The sequence below is a fragment of the Streptomyces sp. R11 genome (assembly GCF_041051905.1).
In the GTDB taxonomy this organism is placed as follows: domain Bacteria; phylum Actinomycetota; class Actinomycetes; order Streptomycetales; family Streptomycetaceae; genus Streptomyces.
On record NZ_CP163432.1, the window covers coordinates 1,210,149 to 1,222,143 of the forward strand.

Sequence of the window (11,995 nt, forward strand, 5' to 3'; positions counted from 1 at the left end):
CGGCATGCCGCGGGGGTCAGCGTCGTCGGCGGGTGTTGAGGCGGGCGGCCTGGCGGGTCAGGTAGTCGCGTTCGGCGAGGTTGGGGGCCTTCTGGGCCGCCTCGGCGTAGAGCCGTGCCGCCGTCGCCAGGTCGCCGTCGCGCTCGTGGAGATAGGCCGCCACCGCGGTGTGGCGGGGCAGCGAGTCGTCCAGTTCCGCGAGTGCCGCGAGGCCCGCGCGCGGTCCGTCGGCCTCGCCCACGGCGACCGCTCGGTTGAGGCGGACGACCGGGCTGTCGGTCAGACGCGTGAGTTCGTCGTACCACTCGACGATCTGCACCCAGTCGGTCTCCTCGGCGACGGGCGCGTCGGCATGGAGTGCCGCAATGGCGGCCTGGGCCTGGAACTCGCCGAGCCGGTCGCGGGCGAGCGCCGTCTGCAGGATGTCGACGCCTTCGGCGATCGACTTGGTGTCCCACTTGCCGCGGTCCTGGTCGGCGAGCGGCACCAGGCTGCCGTCGGGCGCGGTCCGGGAGGCGCGCCGGGCGTGGTGGAGCAGCATGAGGGCGAGCAGCCCCGCCACCTCGGGGTGGTCGATCGCGGCCGCGAGCTGCCGGGTGAGCCGGATGGCCTCGGCGGCGAGGTCGATGTCGCCGGAGTAGCCCTCGTTGAAGACGAGGTAGAGCACGCGCAGCACGGTGGCGACGTCGCCGGGCTGGTCGAACCGCACGCCGGAGACGGTGCGCTTGGCGCGGCTGATGCGCTGCGCCATGGTCGCCTCGGGCACCAGGTAGGCCTGGGCGATCTGCCGGGTGGTGAGGCCGCCGACGGCGCGCAGGGTGAGCGCGACCGCCGACGACGGTGTGAGCGAGGGGTGGGCGCACAGGAAGTAGAGCTGGAGCGTGTCGTCGACCGCGGGCGCGGGCCCGGGCGCCGGCTCCTCGTCCACGAGGCCCTCACGCCGGCGGCGGGCTGCGTCCGACCGGGTCGCGTCGAGGAACTTGCGCCAGGCCACGGTGACCAGCCAGCCCTTCGCATCGCGCGGAGGGTCGGCCGGCCAGACGCGGAAGGCCTCGACCAGGGCGTCCTGTACGGCGTCCTCGGCCGCCGCGAAGTCGGCTCCGCGGCGGACGAGGACGGCGAGCACGCTCGGTGTGAGGCTCCTGAGCAGGGCCTCGTCGATCGATGAGGTCACTTGAAGGAGCACTCCGTGACGGTGGGCGCCGCGGCCAGGAACGGGCGCACCTCCAGCCACTCGTGGATCGGCTTGCCGCCCGCGCCGGGGGCGGCGGACAGTTCCCCGGCCAGCTCGACGGCGCGCTCGTGGCTGTCGACGTCGATCACCATCCACCCGGCGATGAGGTCCTTGGTCTCGGCGAACGGGCCGTCGGTGACCGGCGGGCGCCCCTCCCCGTCGTAACGGACCCAGCTCCCTTCGGGGGCGAGCGCCTGACCGTCGACGAACTCGCCGGTCTTCTCCAGCCGGGCCGCGAAGTCGTTCATGTACTGCACATGTGCGGAGATCTCCTCCGGCGTCCACTGGTCCATGGGCACGTCGTTGACCGCTGCAGGAGCGCCGCGGTAGTGCTTGAGCAGCAGGTACTTGGCCATGATGTTCTCCTCGGTGCTGGTGCGACCCATTGTGGTCGCGTTCACCCCGGGGACGGAGCAGGGCGCGGGTTCTCGACATCCGCGGCAGACTTTTTTCGCCGACACCTCCGAGGCCCCGATCACGATGAAGTGAGCTGACTCACACTCTTCGCTGGGCAGCCTTCGGGGCCCGGCCTATAGTTGCGCTATGAGCAACCACGCGGCAGATGGAGAAACAGCAGGTCCCGCGGTGGGCGGCGTGCAGTCCGTCGACCGTGCTGTCAGCGTCCTGGAGATCCTCGCTGAACGCGGTGAGGCGGGAGTCAGCGAGGTCGCCGCAGAGATCGACGTCCACAAGTCGACCGCGTTCCGCCTCCTGGGTGCGCTGGAGTCGCGCGGTCTTGTCGAGCAGACGGCCGAGCGGGGCAAGTACCGGCTCAGCTTCGGGATCGTGCGTCTGGCGGGCGCGGTGACGAGCCGCCTGGACATCACACAGCAGGGCCGGCCGGTGTGCGAGCGGCTCAGCGAGGAGATCGGCGAGACGGTCAACATCGCGGTCCTGCAGGAGCATTACGCCGTCAACCTCTATCAGGTACGGGGCCCGGGAGCGGTCGGTGCGCACAACTGGGTCGGGAGGCTGACCCCGGTGCACGCCACGTCGAGCGGCAAGATCCTGCTGGCCCACCGGCCGGCGAAGGAGCGCGCCGAAGTGCTGGCGGCGTCCGGGATGCAGAAGATGACCCCGCACACGCTCACCGCGAAGACCAAACTGGAGAGGAACCTCGCCGAGACCCGGGAGCGCGGATACGCGGTGACGCTGGAGGAACTGGAGATCGGACTGCACGCCGTCGCCGCCCCGATCCGGTCCCGCGAGGGCGACGTAGTCGCCGCCCTCAGCGCCTCCGGCCCCGCTTACCGCCTCACCGAGGAGCGCATCCACGAGCTCGCCCCTGCGCTGATGAGGGGCGCGGACGAGATCAGCCACCGGATGGGCTCTCCGGACTGAACACCCTCACCCACGGAGCCGGGACATCGACGGATCGAACAACGGCTCCTCGGCCACGACCGCCTCGACCCGCTGGTCGAAGTAGCCGATGTGCAACGCCGTACCGGGAGCCGTGAGCCCGCTCGGCAGCCACGCGTAGGCGATGCCCTTGCCGATCGTGTAGCCGTAGGCCGCGCTGGTGACGTAGCCGACCGCGCGGTCGCCGTCGTACACCGGCTCCTTGCCCATCACGACGGACTGCGGGTCGTCGATGGTGAGGCAGGTCAGCTTCCGTCGCACCTCCGTCCTACGGCGCTCCAGGGCCGCCTTCCCGATGAAGTCGTCCTTGTCGAGCTTGACGGCGAAGCCGACGCCGGCCTCGTAAGGGTCGTGCTCGTAGGTCATGTCGGTGCCGAAGGAGCGGTAACCCTTCTCCAACCGGAGGCTGTTGAAGGCGCCGCGACCCGCGATGACGCCGCCCAGCGGCTCGGCCGCCCGCCACAGGGTGTCCCACAGCTTCAGGCCCTGGTCGGCGGTGGTGTAGAGCTCCCAGCCGAGTTCGCCGACGTACGACAGGCGCATCGCCGTCACCGGGACGCTGCCGATGTAAGCGCGCTTGGCGCGGAAGTACTTCAGCCCGTCGTTCGAGAAGTCCTCGTCCGTCAGCGGCTGCAGGACCTTGCGGGCGAGCGGGCCCCACAGGCCGATGCAGCAGGTGCCGGGGGTGATGTCGCGGACCTGGACCGTGCCGCCGGCGGGGAGGTGGCGGGTGAACCAGTCGAGGTCGAGGTTGCCGTTGGCGCCGACCTGGAACCGGTCGCGGGCCAGGCGGGCGACGGTGATGTCACTGCGGATGCCGCCGTCGTGGTCCAGGAGGAGGGTGTACGTCACGGAGCCGACCGACTTCGCGACCTTGCCCGTGCACAGCCGCTCCAGGAAGGCCGCCGAACCGGGGCCGGTCACCTCCAGGCGCTTGAGGGCCGTCATGTCGTACAACGCGACCGTCTCGCGGGTCACTTGGGCCTCGGCACCGACGATGGGCGACCAGTACTGCGCGGCCCAGTCGTTGGGGGTGGGGACCGAACGGCCCTCGGTCAGCGCCGCGTTGGCCTCGTACCAGTGCGGGCGCTCCCAGCCGTTCGCCTCCAGGAAGAAGGCGCCGTGCTCGCGCTGGCGGACGTGGAAGGGGCTGGTGCGGATCGGGCGCGGGTCGCCCGAGGGCTGGAGGGGATGGAGGATGTCGTAGACCTCGACGAAGTTCTGGCAGTCACGGGCCAGGACGTACTCCGGGGAGAGCTGGTGCGGCTCGAAGCGGTTGACGTCGCACTCGTGCAGGTCGAAGGAGGAGCAGTACCCGTCGACCAGCCACTCGGCCATGGCCCGGCCGACGCCCGCCGAGTGGGTGACCCAGACGGCCTCGGCGACCCAGAAGCCCTTGACGTCCGGGGACTCGCCGAGGAGCGGGAAGTTGTCGGTGGTGAAGGAGAACAGGCCGTTGATGCCCTCCTCGACCTTGGCGTCCTTCGTGGCGGGCAGCAGGGACCGGGTCTCGGTCCAGGCGTCCTCGAAGTCCTCCTGCGTGAACTTCAGGACCGAGGGCATCTCGTCGGCCTCGTCGACGGAGAGGATGTCGTCGGCGGAGATCGGCATCGGGCGGTGGCCGTAGTAGCCGATGCCGATGCCGTCGAAGCGTTCGCGGTAGTAGAGGTCGGCGTCCTGGTGGCGCAGGATCGGGCGGACCGCCTTCTCGGTCTGGCCGGCGAGGGCCGGGACGGGGCCGGTCCAGGCGAGTTGGTGGGCGAGCGGGGTCAGCGGCAGGTTCATGCCGACCATGCGGGCGATCCTCGGGCCCCAGATGCCGGCACAGCACACCACGATGTCGGCGGGGATCTCGCCCTGGTCGGTGTGGACGCCGGTGACGCGGCCGTCGGCCTGCCGGACGTCGAGGACCTCGTGGCGGGCGAGGAAGCGCACGCCGCGTTCGGTGGCCCGGCGGATCTGCGCCTCGACGGCGAGCACCGCCTTGGCGAGCCCGTCCGTCGGGACCAGGAGACCGCCGAGGACCCGGTCGGGGTTGACCAGGGGGTGCTGCTCGACGCACTCCTCGGCGCTCAGCAGCCGGGACTCGATGCCCCAGGCGGTGATCCAGCCGTGGCGGCGCCGCAGTTCCGTCAGCCGCTCGGGCGTCGTTGCCACTTCCAGGCCGCCGACCTGGAGGAAGCACGGCTGGCCGTCGACGTCCAGGGAGCAGAGCTTCTCGACCGTGTAGCGGGCCAGCTCGGTCATGGTCTTGGAGGAGTTGGTCTGGAAGACCAGGCCCGGGGCGTGCGAACTGGAGCCCCCGGTGGCGGGGAGCGGGCCCTGGTCGACCACGGTCACTTCGGTCCAGCCTCGCGCGGAGATCTCGTCCGCGAGCGCCGCACCGACGACTCCCGCTCCGATGATGACCACTCGGGGACCCGCCATCGCCGCACCTCCGGTTGGCTAACCAGTCGATCCGATCCAGTTGCCGCTCACGCAACTTGGTTCAGGTTGCGCAACTCAATGTGCCCGTCGTGCAGGTGGGTGTCAAGGGGTGCAGCCTGCAGCCGGCCCGAGGCACCCCGGCCGGTCCGCGACCTCGGGAAACACGCCCGGACACAGCGATGCCCGGTGGGCGGTGCGCATCCCGCTCGCACCGCCCACCGGGCATCCGTGAAGGGCCCGCCAAGGGCCTACTTGAGCCAGGCGTCCACCTTGTCGCGGTTGGCCTCGACCCACTTCTTGGCCGCGGCCTCGGGGGTCATCTTGTCGACCGCGATGTACTTCGCCACGGCGTTCTGGTCGTCGTTGGTCCAGGTGAAGTTCTTGACCAGGTCATAGGCGGGGCTGCCGGACTTGGCGAACTTCGCGCTGACGATCTTGTCCAGCTCGTACACGGGGTAGTCGCAGGCGATCTTCTCCGCGTCGGCGTCACAGCCCGTCTTGTACTCCGGCAGCTTGACCTTGACGAGCGGCACCTCGGACATGAACCACTGCGGCTCGTAGAAGTAGCCGATCACCCATTCCTTGTTCTTCTCCGCCTTGCGGAAGGCCTGGATGAGGGCGGCCTCGCTGCCCGCGTACACCACCTTGTAGTCCAGCTTCAGGTTCTTCACCAGGGCCTCGTCGTTGGTGACGAACGACGGGTCGCCGTCGAGGAGTTGGCCCTTGCCGCCGGACTCGGACGTCTTGAACTCGGCGGCGTACTTGTCGAGGTTGTTCCAGTCGGTGATGTCCGGGTGCTCCTTGGCCAGCCACGGCGGCACGTACCAGCCGATGAGGCCTTTGTTGCCGGTCGGGCCGGCGTCGACGGCGGTCTTCTGGTCGGTGATGTACTTCTTCTTCAGGTCGTCGTGGCCCCAGTTCTCGATGACGGCGTCGACCTCGCCCGTCCCGAAGCCCTGCCAGGCGATCTCCTCCTTCAGGTCCTTCTTGACCACCTTGCAGCCGAGGTCCTGCTCCGCGACGTACGCGACGACCGCCGCGTTGGCCTCGTAGCCCACCCACGGGTTGATCGCGAGGTTGAAGGTGCCGCACTTGCCGGAACTGTCCGAGCCGCCGGCGCTGTCGTCACCGACCTTCGCGCCGCTGCATGCGGTGAGGGTGAGACCGAGGACGGCGATGCCGGCCACGCCGTATCTCCAGTGTGTTGCTTGCCTTGCCATGATCAGTGACTCCTTATGCGCCGGCACGTCGCGCCGCTGCCTGGGTGATCCGGTCGAACATGACTCCGAGAAGGACGATGGCGAGCCCCGCGGCGAGCCCCTTCCCGTACAGCTGGCCCTGCGAGAAGCCGGCCACGACGTCGTAGCCGAGGGCGCCCGCGCCCACCAGGCCGCCCACCACGACCATCGACAGCACATAGATCAGGCCCTGGTTGGTCGCCAGAGTCAGGGCGCTGCGTGCCATCGGCAGCTGGACCTTGGTGATGATCTGCCAGGTGTTGCACCCGGCGGAGGTGGCCGCCTCCACGGTGGTCGCCGGCACGTTCCGCACCCCGTCGGCGATGATCTTCATGGCGACGGGGGCCGCGTAGACGACGGCGGCGACGATCGCCGTGAAGCGGGTCGCGCCGAACAGGGCGAGGAACGGCACGAGATAGACGAACGGCGGCATGACCTGGGCCGCGTCCAGGGTGGGACGGATCAGCCGGTCCACCAGCGCGCTGCGCCCCATCCACACGCCGAAGCCGATGCCCAGCAACATCACGAGGACCGTGGCGACGACGGTCGACGCCAGCGTGGTCATGCTGTCCGACCACACCCCGGTGCCGACCAGCAGGCCCACGCAGACCGCCGTGGTGATGCCGGCGCGCAGGCCGCCGACGACGACGCCGAGCGCGATCAGGGCCGCGCCGACGAGCCACCACGGGGAGTCCGTGAGCAGCGTCTGGAACGGGTTGAGCAGACCGGTGGTGATGACGTCACGGATGGCGTTGGTGAGGCCCCCGAGGTTGTCCTGCGCCCAGGTGGTCACGTTGTCCGCCCCGCTGGAGATGGCGCTGCCGATGCCGCCCTCGCCGGGGAATTCCGCCGCCCACACATAGGTGTGGGAGATGAAGATCAGGACGGCCGTGACCGCCGCGCCCACGCCCAGCAGGGGGCGCCGCCAGCCCAGGAAGCGGTTCTTCGAACGCCGGGCCTCCTCCTCTCGTCCGCTCGCCGCGGTGGTGACCCGGTCCAGCACGATGGCCATGACGACGATGGCCAGCCCCGCGTTGAAGGCCGTACCGACGTCGAGGGACTGGAGTGCCTGGACGACGGTCTTGCCGAGGCCGGGCGCGTCGATCAGGGCCGCGATGGTGACCATGGCCAGGGCGGCCATGATGGTCTGGTTGACGCCCATCACCACGGTCCGTTTGGACATCGGCAGCAGCACCTTCGTCAGGGTCTGCCGTCGCGTGGCGCCCATCGAGTCGGCCGCCTCGACCGTGGTCGTCGGTACGGAGCGGATGGCGTGCGCGGTGATACGGATCGCCGGCGGTGCCGCGTAGATCAGCGTCGCGATGGTGGCGGAGGCCGGGCCGATGAGGAAGAACAGCGTCAGCGGGGCCAGATAGACGAAGGTCGGCATCGTCTGCATGAAGTCCAGGAAGGGCGTCACGATCCGGTTGACCCGGTCGGACAGCCCCGCCCACACACCCAGCGGGATCGCGAACAGCAGCGCCACGAAGACCGCGGAGACGGTGAGCGCCAGGGTGTCCATGCTCTCCTGCCACAGGCCCTGAAGGCCCAGGAAGGTGAAGCCGGCCACGGCGAGTAGCGCGACCCGCCAGTTGCCCACGGCCCACGAGACGTAGCCGGCGATGCCGACGACACCCAGCCAGCCGATCTGCGGGACGGGCCGACCGGGGGTGGGCTGCGAGATCAGTTCCTGGACGAAGGTCACCAGGGAGTCGATGACCAGCCGGATCTCGTTGAAGAAGTACAGGAAGAGCGGGTTGGAGTTGCGGTTCGCGCCGACCGAGTCGTTGACGTCGTTGAACCACCGGTGCAGATCGGTCAGGTCGGCCGCCGCCAGGGTCAGGGTCTGCTTGCCGCGCAGCACGAGGAACAGCACCAGCCAGACGACGAGGATCGCGGCGACCACCATGGGCCGGCTGATCCTGCGCTCGGCCCTGGCGGGAGCGGCCGGTTCCTCGACGGCTCCGGTCTTCTCGGGTTTCTCCACTGCGACGGTCATCACGCGTCGCCTTCCCGCCCGGCGACCACCGCGAGGATCTCCTCGTCGCCGACGATGCCGAGCAGCTTGCCGTTCTCGACGACCTTGACCGGCTTCTCGGCGGCCAGTACGGCCCGGGTGGCCTCGCGCACCACGACGTCCGGTCCCAACTCCGGTCCGTCCAGGGCGTCGTCGGGCTGCGCCGGGCGCATGATCCAGCGCAGGGTCAGCACGTCGCCGCGCGGCACGTCCTTCACGAACTCGCGTACGTAGTCGTCCGCCGGGGCGCCCACCAGCTCGTCGCCGGTGCCGCACTGGACCATTTTGCCGTCGCGCATGATCAGGATGCGGTCGCCCAGCTTGAGGGCCTCGGAGAGGTCGTGGGTGATGAACACCATGGTCTTGCCGACCTCGTGGTGCAGACGGATGACCTCGTTCTGCATGTCGCGCCGGATCAGCGGGTCGAGCGCGGAGAACGGCTCGTCGAAGAAGAGCACGTCCGGCTCGCCGGCCAGCGCGCGGGCGAGTCCGACGCGCTGCTGCATGCCGCCGGAGAGCTGGTCGGGGTAGGAGTTCTCGTAGCCGGCGAGGCCGACCAGTTCGACGACCTCCATGGCCCGCTTGGCCCGTTCGGCCCTGCCCATGCCGCGGATCTCCAGCCCGAACGCCACGTTGTCGACGACGCGGCGGTGGGGCAGCAGACCGAAGTGCTGGAACACCATGGAGAACTTGCGGCGCCGCAGGTCGCGCAGGCGTCCCGCGTCGGCCTTGCGGATGTCCTCGCCCTCGAAGACGATCTCGCCGGCGGTGGGTTCGATCAGCCGGGTCAGACATCGCACCAGCGTGGACTTGCCGGAGCCGGACAGGCCCATGACGACGAAGACCTCGCCGGGCGAGACGTCGAAGTGGACGTCCCGTACGGCTGCGGTGCATCCGGTGCGGTCCATGAGCTCGCGTCGGGTGAGGCCGCGCAACTCCTCGGAGTCAGGCACCTGGTCGGCCTTCGGCCCGAACACCTTCCACAGCCTGCGTACGGATATGACCGGGGTGGAGCCCGAGTCCTGCGGCGTGCCGCGCCGCTGCGGCACCTCGGTCTGTGTGGTCACGTTCGACCTCTTTTCGGCGTTCAGCCGCGGAACCAGTGTTGCGGCCGGGGTTGGATGTTCTGCCAGATGTGCTTGGGCTCCCGGTACTCGTTCAGGCCGGCCGGCCCCAACTCCCGGCCCACGCCCGAATGCCCGAACCCACCCCATTCCGCCTGCGGCACATAGGGGTGGTAGTCGTTGATCCACACCGTGCCGTGACGCAGCCGCCGGGCGACGCGCTGGCCCTTGCCCGCGTCCTGCGTCCAGACGGCTCCGGCCAGTCCGTACTCGGTGTCGTTGGCGATGCGTACGGCGTCGTCCTCGTCGGTGAAGCGCTCGACCGTGAGCACGGGTCCGAAGGACTCCTCGTGCACCACGCGCATGTCCTGTCGGCACTCGTCGAGGACGGTGGGCAGGTAGTAGTGGCCGTCTCCCAGCGCGGGGTCGTCCGGCCGGGCACCGCCGCAGCGCAGCACGGCGCCCTCGGCGAGGCCGGCCGCGACATACGCCTCGACCTTGGCGCGGTGCTGTGCGGAGATCAGCGCCCCGGTCTCGGCCTCGGGGTCGAAGGGGCCGCCGAGGCGGATCTGCCGGGCACGGCGGACGACCTCGTCGACGAAGCGGTCATGCAGGGAGTCCTCGACGATCAGCCGGGCGCCGGCCGAGCAGACCTGCCCGGAGTGCAGGAAGACGGCCGTGAGCGCGAAGTCCACGGCCGTCTCGAATTCGGCGTCGGCGAAGACCACGTTGGGGTTCTTGCCGCCGAGTTCCAACGCCACTTTCTTCACGCTCGCGGCGGCGGTGGCCATGATGCGTTTGCCGGTCTGAACGCCGCCGGTGAAGGAGACCATGTCGACGGCGGGGTGCTCGCTGAGCGGTGCGCCCGCCTCGGGCCCGGCGCCGAGGGCCAGGTTGGCGGCGCCGGCCGGGAGCCCGGCTTCCTCCAGGGCCTTCATCAGCAGGATGGAGGTGGAGGGGGTCAGCTCACTGGGCTTGAGGACGATCGTGTTGCCGGCGAGGAGCGCCGGGGCGACCTTCCAACTGGCCTGCAGCAGCGGGTAGTTCCAGGGTGTGATCAGCCCGCACACGCCGACCGGCTCGTGGACGACGCGGCTTACGGCGTCGTCGCGGCCGGTGTCGATCACACGGCCGGCGTCGGTGCCCCCGATGCCGCCGTAGTAGCGGAAACAGGAGACGACATCGGCGATGTCGTACTCGCTCTCCACCAGCCGCTTGCCGGTGTCCAGGGACTCGGCGCGGGCGAACTCCTTGGCGTCGCGCTCGATCAGGTCGGCGGTGCGCAGCAGCAGCGCGCCACGCTCCCGCTCGGGAGTGCCCGGCCAGTTCCCCTCGTCGAAGGCACGGCGGGCCGCGGCGATCGCCGCCTCGGTGTCGGCACGTGTCCCTTCCGACACGGTCGCCACGAGCGTGCCGTCGGCGGGGCACCGGATGTCCCGCTGCCCGCCGGCCACCGGCTCCCGCCATTCACCATCCACGTACAGGTCTGCCACGCGCCGAGCCTTTCAACGAAGTCGTTGCGCATCGTGCACCCGATTGCTTGTGGTGGAACACCCTTGCGAATGACCAGACGGACGTCAAGAGGTTGGCCGATGACGATTTGACCATGCGATCACGTTCCCGGCCACCCTTGACCGGAAGGGGCACCGAGCAGACCATGTTGCGCATCGCTCACCATGTTGTGCAATGCGCACCGACGGAGGCCGACGTGTCCCCCAAGTTCCCCCGATCGCCATCCGGCCGCGAGTACGTTCTCACCCTCTCCTGTCCCGACAGTGCCGGTCTCGTTCACGCCGTGAGCGGCTTTCTCGTCAGGAACTCCGGAAACATCCTGGAAAGCCAGCAGTTCGACGACCGACTCCAGGGCCGCTTCTTCATGCGGGTCCACTTCGACGTCTCCGATCCCGACGCCACTCCGGAAGGCCTGCGAAACCGGTTCGGTCCCGTCGCCCAGGCGTACCGCATCTCCTGGACCCTGAGCGAGGCGGCGACGCCGGTCCGGACACTGATCATGGTGTCCAGGTTCGGACACTGCCTGAACGACCTGCTGTTCCGCATGCGCACCGGCGCCCTCAACATCGAGATCCCCGCGATCGTCTCCAACCACCGGGACTTCGAGGGGCTCGCGCAGACGTACGGCGTCCCCTTCCACCACGTCCCGGTGACCAAGGAGACCAAGCCCGGCGCCGAGGCGCGGCTGCTGGAGCTGGTGCAGGAGCTGGACGTCGACCTGGTGGTGCTGGCCCGCTACATGCAGATCCTCTCCGACGACCTCTGCAAGCAGCTCGAGGGCCGCGCCATCAACATCCACCACTCCTTCCTGCCCAGCTTCAAGGGCGCACGCCCCTACGACCAGGCGTACCAGCGCGGCGTGAAGCTGGTCGGCGCGACCGCCCACTATGTGACGCCCGACCTCGACGAGGGGCAGATCATCGAGCAGGACGTGGTGAGGGTGGACCACTCGCTCGACCCCGGCGAGCTGGTCACGGTCGGACGGGACGTGGAGGCGCAGGTGCTGGCACACGCCGTGAAGTGGCACAGCGAGAGCCGCGTCATGGTGGACGGCAACCGCACGGTCGTGTTCCGCTGAACGACTCGGCCACATGGGTGAGTGGGCCGGCTCCCCGGCCCACTCGTCGTATACGACGGCCCTTCA

General features: G+C 69.6%; 9 protein-coding genes. 2 read left to right on the forward strand and 7 right to left on the reverse strand.

Annotated elements, in window-relative coordinates; all coding sequences use genetic code 11:
• Positions 1 to 16: 16 nt before the first annotated feature.
• Positions 17 to 1,162 carry an RNA polymerase sigma factor gene (locus AB5J55_RS05525; RefSeq protein WP_369276101.1) on the reverse strand — a complete coding sequence of 382 codons (1,146 nt, stop codon included), beginning with the start codon at positions 1,160 to 1,162 and terminating at the stop codon, positions 17 to 19.
• An 8-nt stretch (positions 1,163 to 1,170) separates the two neighbouring features.
• A complete protein-coding gene (locus AB5J55_RS05530; RefSeq protein ID WP_369276102.1) occupies positions 1,171 to 1,590 on the reverse strand; it encodes a YciI family protein in 420 nt (139 codons plus the stop codon).
• A gap of 187 nt (positions 1,591 to 1,777) precedes the next feature.
• On the opposite strand from AB5J55_RS05530, the gene AB5J55_RS05535 reads away from it, so the two are divergent.
• Positions 1,778 to 2,575 (forward strand): IclR family transcriptional regulator, encoded by a 798-nt coding sequence (locus AB5J55_RS05535; protein WP_369269576.1) that lies wholly within the window; start codon positions 1,778 to 1,780, stop codon positions 2,573 to 2,575.
• A 6-nt stretch (positions 2,576 to 2,581) separates the two neighbouring features.
• On the opposite strand, the gene AB5J55_RS05540 is transcribed toward AB5J55_RS05535, so the two are convergent.
• From AB5J55_RS05540 to AB5J55_RS05560, 5 genes are all read right to left on the reverse strand, one after another.
• The gene (locus tag AB5J55_RS05540) at positions 2,582 to 5,020 is read right to left on the reverse strand and encodes an FAD-dependent oxidoreductase (RefSeq protein ID WP_369269577.1); all 2,439 of its coding nucleotides are present in this window, start codon (positions 5,018 to 5,020) and stop codon (positions 2,582 to 2,584) included.
• A gap of 248 nt (positions 5,021 to 5,268) precedes the next feature.
• Entirely contained in the window at positions 5,269 to 6,240 is a 972-nt protein-coding gene (locus AB5J55_RS05545) for an ABC transporter substrate-binding protein (protein ID WP_369269578.1), read from the reverse strand.
• A 13-nt stretch (positions 6,241 to 6,253) separates the two neighbouring features.
• Entirely contained in the window at positions 6,254 to 8,257 is a 2,004-nt protein-coding gene (locus AB5J55_RS05550; protein ID WP_369269579.1) for an ABC transporter permease, read from the reverse strand.
• A complete protein-coding gene (locus AB5J55_RS05555) occupies positions 8,257 to 9,342 on the reverse strand; it encodes a glycine betaine/L-proline ABC transporter ATP-binding protein (protein WP_328883176.1) in 1,086 nt (361 codons plus the stop codon). Before AB5J55_RS05555 ends, AB5J55_RS05550 begins: the two co-directional genes overlap by 1 nt.
• 20 nt (positions 9,343 to 9,362) lie before the next feature.
• Positions 9,363 to 10,832 carry an aldehyde dehydrogenase family protein gene (locus AB5J55_RS05560; RefSeq protein WP_369269580.1) on the reverse strand — a complete coding sequence of 490 codons (1,470 nt, stop codon included), beginning with the start codon at positions 10,830 to 10,832 and terminating at the stop codon, positions 9,363 to 9,365.
• A gap of 215 nt (positions 10,833 to 11,047) precedes the next feature.
• On the opposite strand from AB5J55_RS05560, the gene purU reads away from it, so the two are divergent.
• A complete protein-coding gene (purU, locus tag AB5J55_RS05565; RefSeq protein WP_369269581.1) occupies positions 11,048 to 11,929 on the forward strand; it encodes a formyltetrahydrofolate deformylase in 882 nt (293 codons plus the stop codon).
• Positions 11,930 to 11,995 lie beyond the last annotated feature (66 nt).